This window comes from uncultured Paracoccus sp. (assembly GCF_945915435.1).
Taxonomy (GTDB): domain Bacteria; phylum Pseudomonadota; class Alphaproteobacteria; order Rhodobacterales; family Rhodobacteraceae; genus Paracoccus.
This window is the reverse complement of the sequence record NZ_CAMEFG010000011.1, coordinates 1-15,795: the sequence shown is the minus strand read 5'-3', so window position 1 is coordinate 15,795 and position 15,795 is coordinate 1. Positions and strand designations below refer to the sequence as shown.

The following is a 15,795-nucleotide window of genomic DNA, read 5'->3' as shown; positions in this document are numbered from 1 at the left end:
CGGATACGCGGGCCATGCCGCGTATCCGGTATTCGCCTTGCGATCAGCGGAAGGGCATCGCGTACATCAGGCCACCCTGCGTCCATTGGGCGTTCAGCCCGCGCGCAAGGCCGATCGGGGTCTGTTCGCCGATGGTGGCGGCGAAGATCTCGCCATAGTTTCCGCCCGCCTTGATCGCGCGCAAGGCCCATTCGTCGTCCAGCCCGATCATCGCGCCAAGGCTGTCGCTGCTGCCCAGAAGCCGCTGCACCTCGGGGTTGTTCGAGGACCGGGCCAATTCGTCGATATTGGCCGAGGTGACGCCGTATTCCTCGGCCGCGATCAGCGCGTAAAGCGTCCAGCGCACGATATCGCCCCAGTTGCTGTCCCCGTGGCGGACGGCGGGGCCAAGCGGTTCCTTGGACACGATCTCGGGCAGGATGATGTGGTTTTCCGGGTCGGCAAAGGCGGCGCGGGTGGCGGCCAGCCCCGATGCGTCGGTGGTATAGGCATCGCAGGCACCGGCCAGATATTGCTGCTCGCCCTCGGCATTGCTGTCGATGTTGACCGGCTGATAGTTCATGTTGTTGGCGCGGAAGTAATCGGCCAGGTTCAGCTCGGTCGTGGTGCCGGTCTGGATGCAGATCGTCGCCCCGTCCAGTTCCTTGGCCGAGGAAACGCCCAGATCCTTGCGGACCATGAAGCCCTGCCCGTCGTAATAGTTGATGCCGATGAAATCCAGCCGCAGGTCGGTGTCGCGCTGGAAGGTCCAGGTCGAGTTGCGCGCCAGCAGGTCCACCTCGCCCGAAGACAGCGCCGTGAACCGCGTCTGCCCGGTGGTGGGCACATAGTTCACCTTGCCGGGATCACCCAGGACCGCCGCCGCGACGGCCTTGCAAAAGGCCACGTCGAAGCCGGTCCAGTTCCCATTCGCGTCGGGCGCGGCGAAACCGACCAGGCCCGTGTTGACGCCACAGTTCAGGACGTCGCGGGACTGCACCTCTTGCAAGGTGTCGCCCTCTGCCGCCAGGACGGTCCCGGCGGACAGCGCCGCCACCACCGTGGTTCCGAAGAATACCGATCTTTTCATGGACTTCCTCTCTGTCTTTGACGGCCTATCCACGCGGATCGCCGAATTACGAACCTTTTGCAGGTTTCTGCAAAAAAGCATGACGGAGTTTGACCGCAAGCGTCAAGGAATTATGCGCTTTCCGCAGCGTCTTGCGACAATGCCCAGAAACGGGCAGCATCCTGCAAAGCCTGGGCACGGGTGGCGGCGGCGGCCTCGGCCTCATCGTCGCGGCCCCATTGGCGGGCCTGGAAATCCTCGTCCAGGCGCGACAGGCGATGGGCCTCGGCCGCGTCCAGCCTGCCGTGCAGCACCGCCAGCCCCAGGATGATCGAGCCGGGCAGCGCGATCAGGTCATGCGCCGCGGTCAGGCCGAAATCGTCCAGCACGGCCAGGTGGCTGCGCAGGTTCAGCAGGCTCTGCGGCGGTTGGGCGACGGGGATGACGCCCTCGGTGATGCGCAGGGGCGCGGCAAGCCGGGTGGCGGCCCAGTCGATCAGCGGATCCCACGCCTGCGCCTGCATTTCCGCCAGCGATTGCGGCTGATCGGCGCGATAGCACAGCAGGTCCGTAGCGCCGTATTCGGCCAGCATGTCGGCCACCGCGTCGAACTGGACACGCACCTTTTCGATGGCCGAGTTGGCATAGCGCGTCATCGGCATCGCGCCGGGGTCGATCACCTCGCCGCTGTCGCGCCATTCCTGCGCGATGGCCTGCGCCAGTGCGCGGGTGGGCAGGGTCAGGGCCTGCTTGCCGGGCGTGCGCAGGACGCGGGCATCCAGCCAGACCTGCCAGCCGCCTTCGCCGTCCCGGACAAGGACGTCCTTCCAGGACCGCCGCGCCTTCCACTCACTCATCCAGCCACTCCTGCAAATGACGGGTCAGGGCGGGGTAATCCGCCGCGATGATCCGCGCGCCGCCCTGCGCCAGCCTTTCGCGCGGATGATAGCCCCAGCCCACCCCGAAAGAGGCAACCCCGGCGGAAACCCCCATGCGCATGTCGAATTCCGTATCGCCCACCATCACGGCGGCAGGCGCGTCCACCCCGGCCTCGGACAGCGCGGCCAGAAGCATCGCGGGATGGGGCTTGGAGGGATGGTGATCGGCGGTCTGCAAGCTGATGAAACGATGGTGCCAGCCATGCGCCTCGATCAGCGCATCAAGGCCCCGGCGGCTTTTGCCGGTGGCGATGGCCAGCAACACATCGTCGCGCCCCGACAGCGCGTCGAGACAATCCAGCGCCCCTTCGTAAAGCGGCGATTCCTGTTGCTGGCGCAGATGGAAGAACGCGGCGCGGTAACCCTCGACCACCTGGCGATGGACCTCGGGCGCGGCCTGCGGCAGCAGCGTGGCGACGGCGACCGGCAGCGAAAGCCCGACGATGGCCAGCACCTGGGCGGGCGAAAGGGGGGCAAGGCCCGCCTGCTCGAACCCCGCGTTCATGGCGGCGACGATCACCCTCTGGCTATCGACCAGCGTGCCGTCCACGTCGAAAACGACCAGTTTCATCATGCCTCTTCAAACGGGTCCTGTGGGGCGTCCCGTTCGGACCAGCCCAGCGTTTTCCAGGTGCGGCGCATGTGATCGGGCAAGGGCGCGGTGACGGTGATCCCGCGCCTGGTGATCGGATGCTCGAACCGGATCAGGCGGGCGTGCAGGTGCAGCTTGCGGCTGATCTCTCCGCCAAGCTGCGCGCCCCAGCCGTCGCCAAGGTTTTCCTGACCCGAGCCGCCATATTTCCCGTCGCCGACAATGGGGTGGCCCAGTTCCGCCATATGCGCGCGAAGCTGGTGGGTGCGGCCCGTGACCGGCACCAGCCCGACCCATGAAACCCGCGTGCCAAGCGCCTCGATCACCGCGAAATCGCTATGTGCGCGCTTGGCCCCCTCGGTCGCCTGCACCTGCGAGGGGTGGACGCAGACCATCTTTTCCCCCTCGCCCATGCGGCCCCGGCCTGGCGCCTTGACCAGCCCGTATTTGATCGACCCCATGCGCGGGTTCGGCACCCCTGCCACGGCAGCCCAGTAGATCTTGCGGGTGGCGCGGTGGCGGAACGCCTCGGACAGCGCGCGCGCCACGCGGTCGGTGCGCGCCAGCAGCAGCACGCCCGAGGTGTCCTTGTCCAGCCGATGCACCAGCTTGGGCCGGTCCTTGTAGCCGAACATCAAGGCCCCGGTCAGCCCGTCCACATGCCGGTCCCCCTGCCCGCTGCCGCCCTGCGAGGGCAGGCCGGGCGGCTTGTTCAGCGCAATGATATGGTCGTCCTTCCACAGAACGGCGGCCTGGATCATCTGCTGGTCGGTCTGGCTGACGGGTTTGGCGCGCGCGGGCGCAGGCGCGGGGGCCGCGTCGGGCAGGGGCGGGATGCGCAGTTCGTGGCCCGCCTCGATCCGGGTGCTGGCCTTGACCCGCCCGCCATCGACGCGCAACTGGCCGGTGCGGCACAGCTTTTCAACCGCCCCCTGCGTCAGTTGCGGAAAACGCTTCTTCAGCCAGCGGTCAAGGCGCTGGCCGCCGTCATCCGCACCGATCCTGATCGTCTGAACGCCGCTCATGCGAAGTAAATCCTTCCGATTGCCAGACCCGCGATGATCGCCAGCAAGGACAGCAGGACCGAGCCGAAGACATAGGCAAGGGCCAGCCCGGCCTCGCCCCGCTCCCACAAGGTCAGGGTGTCGAGCGAGAAGGCAGAGAATGTCGTGAAGCCGCCCAATATCCCCGTCAGCAGGAGGGGCGCAAGATGCTGATTGCCCCGCAATGCCAGGATCGCGGCCAGAAGGCCCATCAGGAACGACCCCGCGACATTCACGGCCAGCGTGCCCAGCGGCAAACCCGTCATCCGCGCCGCCGCCAGCGTGACACCGTAACGCGCCGCCGAACCGATGGCCCCGCCAAGCGCGACTTGCAGGAAGGCAAGGATCATTTCGCCTGTTCCCCGCGTCTTTTCCGGCGCAGCCCGGCGAACCATTCGACGCGCTTTTTCAACTCGCGCTCGAATCCGCGCTCGACAGGGGCGTAGAGGACGGGATGCTTCATGCCCTCAGGGAAGTAATCCTGTCCGCTGAATCCGTCCTCGGCGTCATGGTCATAGGCGTAGCCCGCGCCATAGCCCTGCTCCTTCATCAGCCCGGTGGGGGCGTTCAGGATATGGGCGGGCGGCATCTGGCTGCCGCTCTGCCGCGCCAGATCGCGCGCGGCCTTGTAGGCGGCATAGGTGGCGTTCGACTTGGGCGCCAGCGCCAGGTAGACCACGGCCTGCGCCAGCGCGAGTTCCCCCTCGGGGCTGCCAAGGCGTTCGTAAAGCGCCCATGCGTCAAGGCAATGGCGCTGCGCGGCGGGATCGGCCAGCCCGATATCCTCGACGGCCATGCGGGTGATGCGGCGGGCCAGATAGCGCGGATCCTCGCCCCCCTCCAGCATCCGCGCGAACCAGTAGAGCGCGGCGTCCGGGTCGCTGCCGCGCACCGATTTGTGCAGGGCGCTGATCAGGTTGTAATGCTCGTCCCCCGACTTGTCGTATTTCGCCGCGCGCCGCATCAGGCGCTTGGCCAGTTGATCGGGGTCCAGCTTGGCCGAAACCTTCCAGGCCATCACCTGCTCGATCAGGTTCAGCGCCGCGCGCCCGTCGCCGTCGGCCATCTCAAGCAGGCGATCGCGCGCCTCGGCTGTCAGGGCCAAGGGACGGCCCAGTTCCTTTTCGGCGCGCTGCGCCAGCAGCTCCAGCTCGGCCAGGGTCAGGCGTTCCAGCACCAGAACCTGCGCGCGCGACAGGAGTGCGGCGTTCAGTTCAAAGCTGGGGTTCTCGGTCGTGGCGCCGACCAGCACGATGGTGCCGTCCTCCATATGCGGCAGGAAACTGTCCTGCTGCGCCTTGTTGAAACGGTGGATCTCATCGACGAAAAGCAGCGTTCCCTGCCCCTGGTCGTGGCGGATGCGCGCCGCTTCGAACACCTTGCGCAACTCGGCCACGCCCGAAAAAATGGCCGAGATCTGGACGAAATGCCGGTCCGATTCACGCGCCAGCAGCCGGGCGATCGTCGTCTTGCCGACCCCCGGCGGACCCCACAGGATCAGCGAGGACAGGCTGCCCGCCGCCAGCATCGCCCCCAGGGGACCGTCGCGCCCCAGGATCCGGGCCTGACCGATGACATCGGACAGCCGCGCCGGTCGGATGCGATCCGCCAGCGGCCTTGGCGCGGCGCGGCCCGAAGGGGCTGCGGGTGGCGCGTTATCGAAAAGATCGGCCATGCGGGCGGCATGTTACGCCGCCCGCAGCCGGGGCGAAAGCCCCCTGCCGTGCCCGGCGCCCATCAATGCATCTTGGGCAGCAGGTTGATCGAAACGCATTGGAAATGGCCGTCGTCGATCCACATCACCCGCCCGATCGCCTGCGCATCCAGCCCCGAGGGCTTGAGCCAGCGCGGCCAGGTCGCGGCGACCAGCGCCACCAGCTTGCTCGCGCCAAGCGCACGGGCCGAGGCGGTCATTTCCGCAACCAGGTGCTTGTGGACGCTGCGCCGCTGCGATTGCGGAATCGTGTGATCCACGAACAGCCGGCTGGCTTCCCAGGTGCCCGGCTCGACCGGGGCCGGTCCGTCCAGCAGGTCCTGCGGGATCGAGCCGCCAAGCAGCCCGTCCTGCGCATCCTTGATCATGTAGGAATACATCCCGCAACGCGCCGTCGTCGGCGTCAGGCGAACCCCCGCCAGAACGCGGTCGAAATCGTGGATGGCGACCCACCGGCTCAGCGGCGTGTCGTATTGGTCGAACTCCATGTCTTCGGTTTGGGGCAGGTCCCAGTTCTTCTGGATGATGAAGCTCTGTTTGCGTGCCCGGAAAATATTGGCGAACAACTGGCCGTGATTGTGCAGGTTGGCGTAGGAAAGGGTGGTGGTTTGCATTTCTGTCTCCTGGGGTTTTGGGGGAAACCTCAGGTATATACGGACGCAGGCGCCGCCCTACAGAAGACGGTAATCCTTGGCCCGCTGAAGCGCCTCGGCCGTCGTGCGGGCCATCAACCTTTCCCGCGCCGAAATCAGCCGCGCCTTGAAGGCGCTTTCAGTGATCCCAAGTTTAGCAGCCGCTGCCGCATGACGATCCCCTTCCGCAATACACCGGAGGGCCTCTTTTTGAGCCTTGGTCAGGCTCTCGGGCGGTTCGGTTATGTCGTGAATCCGCCTTATCGTGGCCGAGATCACCTCGATCTCGTCATCCGTGAATTCCCGCTTGTCATGGGTGAAGCAGGCAATTGTGCGCGACTGCATCGGGCCGTGCGACACGACAAGCCCGTAGGTCAGGCCATGATCCGCAGCGTCCTGCAGGATCGAAAAAGGATCGGGTATCGGCAACACGCTCCAGCGGCAGGCGCCGGTCGTGGAAAACCCCCAGGCAATGGTGGGATCGCGCAGGGCATAGGCACGCTCGGAATAGCGTTGCGACCATTCCGCGGAATAGGTCTGGAACTGCATGAGCGGTGCAGCAAAACGGATATGCAGGCCGATGAAGTAGCCCGCCGGGCACATCTTCCTCAGCTTTTGCAGTGCTGCATTTATTTCTGCGCGTGAAGACATATCTCTTTATACAAATTGAGGCGGGCCGCAGCCCGGTGTAACCTGAGCAAGCATCAGTCTATGCGCAAAATCCTTAACAAGTCCATAATTGGCGGCAAGACTCATGGATGTGCCGTGCAGTTTATCCGCAACCTTGGGTTTCGCCGCATCGCAACAGGGCGGAATGCGGTCGAATGCCCGGAAAAAGCGGTGAACTCGCCATGTAATCGCGCCGAAAAGGAAAAGGCCCCGATGCAGATTCGCAACGGAGCCTGTTTTTCAGCCATGCGGCGGGAAGCTTATTCCCCGGCGGCCTCTTCGGCCTCAAGCCGTGCGCGGTCGGCGGCGCCCTTGGCGCTGGTGTCGCGATCGACCAGTTCGATGATCGCCATGGGCGCCATGTCGCCATAGCGGAAACCGGCCTTGAGAACGCGGACATAGCCGCCCTGGCGTTCCTTGTAGCGCGGGCCGAGGATTTCGAACAGGCGCGCGACATGCTGGTCCTGCTTCAACTGGGCCGCGGCCTGGCGGCGGGCGTGCAGATCGCCACGCTTGGCCAGCGTGATCAGCTTTTCGATGATCGGGCGCAGTTCCTTGGCCTTGGGCAGCGTGGTCTTGATCTGTTCGTGTTCGATCAGCGAACCGGCCATGTTGGCGAACATCGCCTTGCGGTGTTCGTGGGTCCGGTTCAGGCGGCGATAGCCATGAGAGTGACGCATGATATTCTCCTATAGACGTCTTTTGCTTTGTCCGGGCGGCCCTGCGTGGGGACCGCTCTCCTTGGGGTCGCAAGACCCGAATCGCCGGGGGCGCGGACGCCCCCGGCAAATATCAGAACTGGTCGTCGAAACGCTTGGCCAGGTCCTCGATGTTCTCGGGCGGCCAGTCGACGACATCCATGCCCAGGTGCAGGCCCATGCCCGACAGCACTTCCTTGATCTCATTCAAGGACTTGCGGCCGAAGTTCGGGGTGCGCAGCATCTCGGCCTCGGTCTTCTGGATCAGGTCGCCGATATAGACGATGTTGTCGTTCTTCAGGCAGTTGGCCGAACGGACCGACAGTTCCAGCTCATCGACCTTCTTCAGCAGGCGCGGGTCGAATTCCAGCCCGTCATCCGCATCCTGGCGGCCAGCCTGCTCGGGTTCGTCGAAGTTGACGAAGACCGAAAGCTGGTCTTGCAGGATGCGCGCGGCGAAGGCCACGGCATCCTCGGGCGTGATGCTGCCGTCGGTCTCGACCTTCATCGTCAGCTTGTCATAGTCCAGCACCTGGCCCTCGCGGGTGGGGGTGACTTCGTAGCTGACGCGCTTGACCGGCGAAAAGATCGCGTCGATCGGGATCAGCCCGATGGGCGCATCCTCGGGACGGTTCTTGTCGGCGGCGACATAGCCCTTGCCGTTCTGGACGGTCAGTTCCATGTGCAATTCGGCGCCGTCGTCCAGGTGACAGATGACGTGATCGCGGTTCAGGATCTGGATACCGGCGGTTTCGGTGATGTCACCGGCGCGCACCTCGCCCGGACCCTTCGCGTTCAGCGCCAGGCGCTTGGGCGTGTCGACGTCCATGCGCAGGGTGACGCCCTTCAGGTTCAGAACGATGTCGGTCACATCCTCGCGCACACCGGCGACGGATGAAAACTCGTGCAGAACGTTGTCGATCTGGACCGAGGTGATCGCGGCCCCCTGAAGCGACGACAGCAGGACGCGGCGCAGCGCGTTGCCAAGGGTCAGCCCGAAGCCGCGCTCAAGCGGTTCGGCAACGACGGTCGCCACGCGGGTCGCATCTGCGCCAGGCTTGACGTCAAGCTGGGTCGGCTTGATCAGTTCAGCCCAATTCTTGTGGATCATGCGTTTGCCTCCATACCAGTTTCCAGCCCATGTCCGACTGCCGGAAACGCCCGAGGTGAAAAGCGTAGAAGCGCCCCGCATCGTCGTGACGCGGGACGCGGGATTTCTGCCCGGATCAGACGCGGCGGCGTTTGGGCGGGCGGCAACCGTTATGGGCGATGGGGCTGACATCACGGATCGCGGTGATGTTGAAGCCGACCGCAGCCAGCGCACGCAGCGCCGATTCGCGGCCCGAGCCGGGACCCTGAACTTCGACCTCCAGCGTGCGGACGCCGTGTTCCTGCGCCTTGCGGCCCGCGTCTTCCGCAGCCATCTGGGCGGCGTAGGGCGTCGACTTGCGCGAACCCTTGAAGCCCATCGTGCCGGCCGACGACCACGAGATCGCGTTGCCCTGAACGTCCGAGATCAGGATCTTGGTGTTGTTGAACGAGCTGTTCACATGCGCCACGCCGGTGGCGATGTTCTTGCGTTCCTTGCGCTTGATGCGTGTCTTGTCGCGTGCCATTCCTCGGCCCCCTTATTTCTTCTTGCCGGCGATCGGCTTGGCCGGGCCCTTGCGGGTGCGGGCGTTGGTGTGGGTCCGCTGACCGCGCACGGGCAGGCCGCGGCGGTGGCGCAGGCCACGATAGGAACCCAGGTCCATCATGCGCTTGATGTTCATCTGCGTTTCACGGCGCAGATCACCTTCGACGGTCAGGTTGGCGTCGATGTATTCGCGAATTTGCAGGACTTCGGCATCCGACAGTTCGTTGACGCGACGGGTCGGTTCGATACCGACGGCCTCGACGATCTGATCGGCGAATTTCGAGCCGATTCCGTGGATATAGGTCAGTGCGATGGGGACACGCTTCCCCGTCGGAATGTTGACGCCAGCAATACGAGCCACGCGTTATCCTTTTCATGTTGCGGTTCCGTAGCCCCGGAACCCTTTTTCACAACCAAAGACCCGAAAGCCTTGCCTTCGGGCCTCAAGCAGCCACCCGCGCAGGCGGGTGATTCCCATACGAGATGAGCCGAGTTAAAGGAATTCCCCCACCCCGTCAACCCTTGCCGGGCAGAGCATCGAGAACCCCGGCCATCTGCCCCGCCACCTGGTCGATTTCGGCCAGGCCATGGACCGGATGCAGCACGCCCGCCGCATAATAATAGCCGATCAGCGGCGACGTCTTCTTGTAATATTCCAGCAGCCGCGTCCGCAGGCTGTCCTCATTGTCATCGGCGCGGCGGCGCAGATCGGTCGAGCCGCAGGCGTCGCAGACCCCCGCAACCTTGGTCGGGCGGGTCTTGTCGTGATAGACCTCGCCGCAGTTTCCGCAGGTGAAACGCCCGGTGATCCGCTCGACCAGGGCCTCATCGTCGACCTGCATCTCGATCACGGCGTCGATCTTCTGGCCAAGACCGGCCAGCAGGTCGCGCAGCGCATCGGCCTGCCCCAGGGTGCGCGGAAAACCGTCGAAGATGAAGCCCGCGCCGGTGCTGCCTTCAAGCCGTTCCCGAATCAGGCCGATGACGATCTCATCCGTGACCAACTGGCCCTTGTCCATGATCTCGGCCACGCGATTGCCCATCTCGGTCCCGGAACTGCGGGCGGCCCGCAGCATGTCCCCGGTCGAGAGCTGAACCAGCCCCCTTTCTTCTTCCAGGCGGCGCGATTGCGTTCCCTTGCCGGCACCCGGAGGCCCGAGGAGGATGATATTGATCGCCATGTTCACTCCCTCTTTATTTCACATCACCGTCTTGCAGGCGCGCGCTTGGGGCGCGGAGTGCCGTTCTTGCCGCGTTTGCCGCGAAGCTGGGACTTTTCGATCAGTCCCTCATACTGGTGGGCAAGCAGATGGCTTTGCACCTGGTTGATCGTATCCATGACCACGCTGACCACGATCAGGACCGAGGTGCCGCCGAAATAGAACGGAACGCCAAGCCGGTCGCGAACGATCTCGGGGAACAGGCAAACCGCCGCGAGATAGGCGGAACCAAGCACAAGCACCCGGTTCACCACGTAATCCAGGTATTCCTGCGTGCGGATGCCGGGCCGGATGCCGGGAACGAAACCGCCCTGGTTCTTCAGGTTGTCGGCGACGTCTTCGGTCTTGAAGGCCACGTTGTGGGTATAGAAATAGGCGAAGAAAATGATCATCCCCGCGAAGAACAGCAGGTAGAGCGGCTGCCCCGGCCCGAAATAGGCAAGGATCGTCGACATCACCGGCCCGGTTTCATTGCCCGAGAAAGTCGAGATCGTGATCGGCAGCAACAGCAGCGAGCTTGCGAAGATCGCCGGGATCACGCCCGAGGGGTTGACCTTGATCGGCAGGTGCGAGGACTGGCCGTCATAGACCTTCATCCCGACCTGGCGCCGCGGATACTGGATGCGGATCTTGCGCAGCGCCCGCTCCATGAAGACGACGAAGGTCACGACCGCGACCACCATGACAAGGACGCCGATGGTTTCCAGGCCCGAATTCTCGGTCACCCGGCCCTGGCTGAGGAATTGCGCAAGCTGCGCCGGGATCTCGGCCACGATGCCGACGAAGATGATCAGCGAAATGCCGTTGCCGATGCCGCGCGCCGTGATCTGTTCGCCCAGCCACATCAGGAACATGGTGCCGCCCACCAGCGTGATGACGACCGACGCCTGGAAGAACAGGCCGGGATCATGGGCCAGCCCCCCGGCCTCGAGGCTGCGGGCAAGGCCGTATGCCTGGAACAGCGCCAGCACGACGGTGCCGTAGCGGGTATATTGGTTGATCTTCTTGCGGCCCTGCTCACCCTCTTTCTTGAGTTGCTCAAGCGAGGGGATCATCGAGGCCATCAACTGCACGATGATCGAGGCCGAGATATAGGGCATGATGCCAAGCGCAAAGACGCCCATCCGCCCCAACGCGCCGCCGGTGAACATCGAGAGCATGCCCCCGATCCCCGATTGCGCCTGATTCATGAAGTTTCTCAGCGCTTCGCCATCGATGCCGGGAACCGGGATATAGGTTCCCAGGCGGTAGATGATCAAAAGCCCGAGCGTGAACCAGATTCGCTGGCGAAGTTCGGTCGCCCTGGTGAACGCCCCCCAAGAGAAGTTCGCGGCCATCTGTTCTGCGGCTGACGCCATTTCTTGCCCCATTCATGGCAGCGCCGCGGGTGGTTTCCCAAAACCCGCGGCGCGTGGAAAACTTGCAAGCTATCTATGGGGCCGAGCCGCCCCGATCAACAGCTTATTCCGCAGCGGCGTCTTCGGTCTGGACCGGACGGGTCAGGGTAACCTTGCCGCCGGCCTTCTCGACGGCCTCAATCGCGGCCTTCGAGGCCCCTGCGACCGTCAGGTTCAGCTTGGCCTTGACCTCGCCCTTCGCCAGCAGGCGAACGCCGTCCAGCTTGCGGCGGATGGCGCCCGAGGCGACCAGCGCATCCTCGGTCACTTCGGCCTTGGCGTCCAGCTTGCCCGCATCGACGAAGCCCTGAAGCTGGCCCAGGTTGATGACGGCGAATTTCAGGCGATTCGGCTTGCTGAAGCCACGCTTCGGCAGGCGCCGATACAGCGGCATCTGGCCGCCTTCGTAACCGTTCAGCGCGACGCCCGAACGCGAGGTCTGGCCCTTGATGCCGCGACCGCCCATCTTGCCCTTGCCCGAACCGGGACCGCGGCCGATGCGTTTCTTCTTGCGGTTGGCGCCTTCGTTGTCGCGAAGTTCATGCAGTTTCATATCGCTTCTCCTTGGCCGGAAACGTCCCGTGAAGCGAAAAGGGACGAACGCGGCATTTCTTGTCTGTTGATTCAACGCCCGAACGGCGTCGAAGGTCTTTAGCCCCAGGATCGCGCGCCGTCAACCGCCGCCGCCCCTGCCATCCTTTCCCCCGCGGCTGTTTCCAGGCTAGCCGCAACACCTTGACGAAAGGTTAAGCCCACGAAAAAACGCCCCGAAAAATCCGGGGCGTTTCATCTTTTCCTGGCGGCCTGTCAGCCGCGCTCTTCGATGATCGTCACAAGATGCGGGATCTTGTTGACCATGCCGCGAACGGCGGGCGTATCTTCCAGCTCGCGCGTGCGGTTCATCTTGTTCAGGCCCAGGCCCTTCAGCGTCTCACGCTGGACGGCGGGGCGGCGGATCGGCGAACCGATCTGCTTGACGACGATGGTTTTGGCCATTCCCACTCTCCTTACGCTTCAGCCGGCTTGTCGGCGGCACCTGCGGGCGCGGGCAGGATCTCGGCAACCTTCTTGCCGCGACGCTGCGCGACGCTGCGCGGGCTTGCCTCGGCCTTCAGGGCGTCGATCGTGGCGCGGATCATGTTGTAGGGGTTCTGCGTCCCCAGCGATTTCGCCACGACGTCCTGAACGCCCAGCATCTCGAACACGGCGCGCATCGGACCGCCGGCGATGATGCCGGTCCCCGGAACGGCGGTGCGCATCACCACGCGGCCCGCGCCGTGGCGGCCCTCGATGTCGTGATGCAGGGTGCGGCCATCGCGCAGCGGCACGCGGATCAGGCCGCGCTTGGCCTGCTCGGTCGCCTTGCGGATCGCCTCGGGCACTTCTTTCGCCTTGCCCTTGCCGAAGCCGACGCGGCCACGCTGATCGCCGACGACGACCAAGGCGGCAAAGCCGAAGCGCTTACCACCCTTGACGGTTTTCGACACGCGGTTGATCGCGACCAGGCGGTCGGCGAATTCGGGGTTTTCGTCGCGTTCTTCGCGGCGGCCCCGGCGGTTGTCACGTTCTGCCATCAGGCATTCCTTATCAAGCTGGCGCAATCGGCGCGCCGTTGAAACCAATCCAGGTGGGCCGCCCTGGCGGATGGCCCCCGGATCATCGGGACGGCGCGCCCTGTTGCCAAGGCGCGCCGCCCACAAACATCAGAACTTCAGCCCGCCTTCGCGCGCGGCATCCGCCAGGGCCTTGATCTTGCCGTGGAACAGGAAGCCGCCACGGTCGAAGACGACGTCTTCCACACCGGCCTTCTTCGCACGTTCGGCAATCGCGGCGCCGATCTTGGCGGCGGCCTCGACGTTGTTCTTGCCGACCACGCCCAGGTCCTTTTCCAGGCTGGAAGCCGAAGCCAGCGTCACGCCACGCAGATCGTCGATCACTTGAACGCTGATGTTCTTCGACGAGCGATGGACGGACAGGCGCGGACGACCATCCGAGGTCGCGCGCAGTTTGTTCCGAACGCGCAGGCGGCGCTTGAGGAACAGCTCTCTCTTGTTCAGTGCCATTTTTGCGCCCCTTACTTCTTCTTGCCTTCCTTGCGGAAGACTTCCTCACCCTTGTAGCGGATGCCCTTGCCCTTGTAAGGCTCGGGGCGGCGCCACTCGCGGATGTTCGCGGCCACCTGACCGACGACCTGCTGATCGATGCCTTCGACAACGATCTCGGTCTGTTTCGGCGCGGTGATCGTCACACCCTCGGGGGTTTCAAAGTCCACGTCGTGCGAATAGCCAAGTTGCAGCTTGAGGGTCTTGCCCTGCATCTGGGCGCGGTAACCGACGCCCTGGATTTCCAGCTCTTTCTTGAAGCCTTCGCTGACGCCCGTCACAAGGTTCGCGACCATCGAGCGGGTCAAGCCCCACTGCTGGCGCGCACGCTTGGACATGCCGCGCGGCGCGACGGCGACATTGCCGCCTTCCACCGACAGGGTGACATCATCGGTCGCAGTGAAGCTGCGGGTGCCCTTCGGCCCCTTCACCTCGATCACCTGGCCCTTGACTTCAGCGGTCACGCCCTTGGGCAGTTCGACCGGCTTCTTACCAATCCGAGACATACCGCCCTCCTTAGAACACGGTGCAGAGGACTTCGCCGCCAACATTGGCGTTGCGAGCCGCTGCATCCGACATCACGCCTTTCGGCGTCGAGACGATGGACACGCCAAGACCGTTGCGGACCTGGGGGATCTGCTTGACCGAGGCATAGACGCGACGGCCGGGCTTGGAGACACGGGCCAACTCGCGGATAACGGGCTGACCATCGAAGTATTTCAGGCTGATTTCCAGCTCGTTATGGCCGGTCGCGCCGGTCACTTCGTCGTAACCGCGGATATAGCCTTCGGATTTCAGCACATCCAGCACCCAGGCGCGCAGCTTGGAGGCGGGCGTGCGAACGGTCGATTTGCCACGCATCTGCGCGTTGCGGATGCGCGTCAGCATATCGCCGAGAGGATCGTTCATCGACATATTGCCCCCTTACCAGCTCGATTTGACCATGCCGGGAACCTGGCCGAACGAGCCAAGCTCGCGCAGCATGATCCGCGACAGTTTCAGTTTACGGTAATACGCATGCGGACGCCCGGTCAGTTGGCACCGGTTGTGCAGGCGGGTGGGCGAGGAATTGCGCGGCAGTTCAGCCAGTTTCAGGCTGGCCTTGAAGCGCTCTTCCATCGGCTGGGACTGATCGTGAATGATCTCTTGCAGCGCGGCGCGCTTGGCCGCGTATTTCTGGACGAGACGTTCGCGCTTCTTCTCGCGCTCGATCATGGATTTCTTAGCCATATCTTCTTTCCCCCGCGATCAGCTGTTGAACGGCATGTTGAAATGCTTCAACAGCGCTTTCGCTTCCGCGTCGGTCTTCGCGTTGGTGCAGATGATGATGTCCATCCCCAGAACTTCGTCGACCTTGTCGAAGTTGATTTCCGGGAACACGATATGCTCTTTCAGGCCCATGGCGTAGTTGCCGCGGCCGTCGAAAGAGGTGCCCTTGACGCCGCGGAAGTCGCGGACGCGGGGCAGCGCGATGTTGATCAGGCGATCGAGGAATTCATACATCCGGTCGCCGCGCAGGGTGACTTTCGCCCCAAGCGGCATTTCCTCGCGGACGCGGAAGCCTGCGATGGACTTCTTCGCCTTGGTAATGACAGCCTTCTGACCGGCGATCAGGGACAGCTCTTCGGCGCCCTGTTTCACCTTCTTGGTGTCCTTGACGGCCTCGCCGATGCCCATGTTCAGGACGATCTTGTCCAGACGCGGGATCTGCATGTCGTTCTTGTAGCCGAATTCTTCCTTCATGGCCGCCCGGATCGTTTCGCGGAACAGGGCCTTGAGGCGCGGCGTGTAATTTGCTTGGTCCAGCATCAGATCACATCCCCGGTCGTCTTGGCGTAACGCACCTTCTGGTCGCCTTCCATGCGGAAGCCGACGCGGGTGGCCTTGCCGTTCTTGTCCAGCAGCGCCAGGTTCGACAGGTCGATCGGCATCGCCTTCGGCAGGCGGCCGCCCTGGCTGTTCTGGGTCTGGCGCTGGTGACGGATCGCGATATTGATGCCGTCAACGATGGCCTTGCCCACCTTGGGCATGACGGCGGTGATTTCGCCTTCCTTGCCCTTGTCCTTGCCGGCCAGCACGACGACCTTGTCGCCCTTTTTCAGCTTG

23 protein-coding genes are annotated in these 15,795 nt (G+C 64.1%); all 23 read right to left on the bottom strand.

Annotation, left to right across the window (positions count from 1 at the left end):
* Positions 1–43 precede the first annotated feature (43 nt).
* The gene (locus Q0O97_RS05570; protein ID WP_294926052.1) at positions 44–1,069 is read right to left on the bottom strand and encodes an amino acid ABC transporter substrate-binding protein; all 1,026 of its coding nucleotides are present in this window, start codon (positions 1,067–1,069) and stop codon (positions 44–46) included.
* A gap of 110 nt (positions 1,070–1,179) precedes the next feature.
* Positions 1,180–1,905, bottom strand: a complete 726-nt coding sequence (locus Q0O97_RS05565) for an ATP12 family protein (RefSeq protein WP_294926050.1) — start codon at positions 1,903–1,905, stop codon at positions 1,180–1,182.
* Entirely contained in the window at positions 1,898–2,557 is a 660-nt protein-coding gene (locus tag Q0O97_RS05560; RefSeq protein ID WP_294926048.1) for an HAD-IA family hydrolase, read from the bottom strand. Before Q0O97_RS05560 ends, Q0O97_RS05565 begins: the two co-directional genes overlap by 8 nt.
* Complete coding sequence (locus Q0O97_RS05555) at positions 2,557–3,603, bottom strand: RluA family pseudouridine synthase (protein WP_294926046.1); 1,047 nt, start codon at positions 3,601–3,603, stop codon at positions 2,557–2,559. The genes Q0O97_RS05560 and Q0O97_RS05555 overlap by 1 nt, the downstream gene beginning before the upstream one ends.
* Positions 3,600–3,971: a fluoride efflux transporter CrcB gene (gene crcB / locus Q0O97_RS05550; RefSeq protein WP_294926043.1), complete on the bottom strand. Its 372-nt coding sequence runs from the start codon at positions 3,969–3,971 to the stop codon at positions 3,600–3,602. Before crcB ends, Q0O97_RS05555 begins: the two co-directional genes overlap by 4 nt.
* A complete protein-coding gene (locus Q0O97_RS05545; RefSeq protein ID WP_294926041.1) occupies positions 3,968–5,296 on the bottom strand; it encodes a replication-associated recombination protein A in 1,329 nt (442 codons plus the stop codon). The genes crcB and Q0O97_RS05545 overlap by 4 nt, the downstream gene beginning before the upstream one ends.
* 62 nt (positions 5,297–5,358) lie before the next feature.
* Positions 5,359–5,949 carry an acyl-homoserine-lactone synthase gene (locus tag Q0O97_RS05540; RefSeq protein WP_294926039.1) on the bottom strand — a complete coding sequence of 197 codons (591 nt, stop codon included), beginning with the start codon at positions 5,947–5,949 and terminating at the stop codon, positions 5,359–5,361.
* 57 nt (positions 5,950–6,006) lie between these two features.
* On the bottom strand, positions 6,007–6,618 hold the full coding sequence (locus Q0O97_RS05535; protein WP_294926037.1) for an autoinducer binding domain-containing protein: 612 nt from the start codon (positions 6,616–6,618) through the stop codon (positions 6,007–6,009).
* A 278-nt stretch (positions 6,619–6,896) separates the two neighbouring features.
* Entirely contained in the window at positions 6,897–7,316 is a 420-nt protein-coding gene (rplQ, locus tag Q0O97_RS05530; protein WP_294926035.1) for a 50S ribosomal protein L17, read from the bottom strand.
* Positions 7,317–7,428: 112 nt separating this feature from the next.
* The gene (locus Q0O97_RS05525) at positions 7,429–8,445 is read right to left on the bottom strand and encodes a DNA-directed RNA polymerase subunit alpha (RefSeq protein ID WP_294926033.1); all 1,017 of its coding nucleotides are present in this window, start codon (positions 8,443–8,445) and stop codon (positions 7,429–7,431) included.
* Between the two features lie 115 nt (positions 8,446–8,560).
* The gene (gene rpsK / locus Q0O97_RS05520) at positions 8,561–8,950 is read right to left on the bottom strand and encodes a 30S ribosomal protein S11 (RefSeq protein ID WP_020951858.1); all 390 of its coding nucleotides are present in this window, start codon (positions 8,948–8,950) and stop codon (positions 8,561–8,563) included.
* A gap of 12 nt (positions 8,951–8,962) precedes the next feature.
* The gene (gene rpsM, locus Q0O97_RS05515) at positions 8,963–9,331 is read right to left on the bottom strand and encodes a 30S ribosomal protein S13 (protein WP_294926029.1); all 369 of its coding nucleotides are present in this window, start codon (positions 9,329–9,331) and stop codon (positions 8,963–8,965) included.
* A 154-nt stretch (positions 9,332–9,485) separates the two neighbouring features.
* Positions 9,486–10,151 (bottom strand): adenylate kinase, encoded by a 666-nt coding sequence (locus tag Q0O97_RS05510; protein WP_294926027.1) that lies wholly within the window; start codon positions 10,149–10,151, stop codon positions 9,486–9,488.
* 23 nt (positions 10,152–10,174) lie between these two features.
* Positions 10,175–11,548 carry a preprotein translocase subunit SecY gene (gene secY, locus Q0O97_RS05505; protein WP_294926026.1) on the bottom strand — a complete coding sequence of 458 codons (1,374 nt, stop codon included), beginning with the start codon at positions 11,546–11,548 and terminating at the stop codon, positions 10,175–10,177.
* A 103-nt stretch (positions 11,549–11,651) separates the two neighbouring features.
* Entirely contained in the window at positions 11,652–12,140 is a 489-nt protein-coding gene (gene rplO, locus Q0O97_RS05500; protein WP_294926024.1) for a 50S ribosomal protein L15, read from the bottom strand.
* A gap of 254 nt (positions 12,141–12,394) precedes the next feature.
* Positions 12,395–12,583, bottom strand: a complete 189-nt coding sequence (gene rpmD, locus Q0O97_RS05495; RefSeq protein WP_294926022.1) for a 50S ribosomal protein L30 — start codon at positions 12,581–12,583, stop codon at positions 12,395–12,397.
* An 11-nt stretch (positions 12,584–12,594) separates the two neighbouring features.
* The gene (gene rpsE, locus Q0O97_RS05490; protein ID WP_294926021.1) at positions 12,595–13,161 is read right to left on the bottom strand and encodes a 30S ribosomal protein S5; all 567 of its coding nucleotides are present in this window, start codon (positions 13,159–13,161) and stop codon (positions 12,595–12,597) included.
* A gap of 129 nt (positions 13,162–13,290) precedes the next feature.
* Positions 13,291–13,650, bottom strand: a complete 360-nt coding sequence (gene rplR, locus Q0O97_RS05485; protein ID WP_294926019.1) for a 50S ribosomal protein L18 — start codon at positions 13,648–13,650, stop codon at positions 13,291–13,293.
* Between the two features lie 11 nt (positions 13,651–13,661).
* Complete coding sequence (gene rplF, locus Q0O97_RS05480) at positions 13,662–14,195, bottom strand: 50S ribosomal protein L6 (protein ID WP_294926017.1); 534 nt, start codon at positions 14,193–14,195, stop codon at positions 13,662–13,664.
* Positions 14,196–14,205: 10 nt separating this feature from the next.
* Positions 14,206–14,604: a 30S ribosomal protein S8 gene (gene rpsH, locus Q0O97_RS05475; protein WP_294926015.1), complete on the bottom strand. Its 399-nt coding sequence runs from the start codon at positions 14,602–14,604 to the stop codon at positions 14,206–14,208.
* A gap of 9 nt (positions 14,605–14,613) precedes the next feature.
* Positions 14,614–14,919, bottom strand: coding sequence for a 30S ribosomal protein S14 (gene rpsN, locus Q0O97_RS05470; RefSeq protein ID WP_294926013.1), 306 nt, complete (start codon positions 14,917–14,919; stop codon positions 14,614–14,616).
* A gap of 18 nt (positions 14,920–14,937) precedes the next feature.
* Positions 14,938–15,498 (bottom strand): 50S ribosomal protein L5, encoded by a 561-nt coding sequence (rplE, locus tag Q0O97_RS05465; RefSeq protein WP_294926011.1) that lies wholly within the window; start codon positions 15,496–15,498, stop codon positions 14,938–14,940.
* Positions 15,498–15,795 (bottom strand): 50S ribosomal protein L24 (gene rplX / locus Q0O97_RS05460; RefSeq protein ID WP_294926009.1); only part of this gene is annotated, 298 nt, incomplete at its 5' end. The genes rplX and rplE, both read right to left, overlap by 1 nt.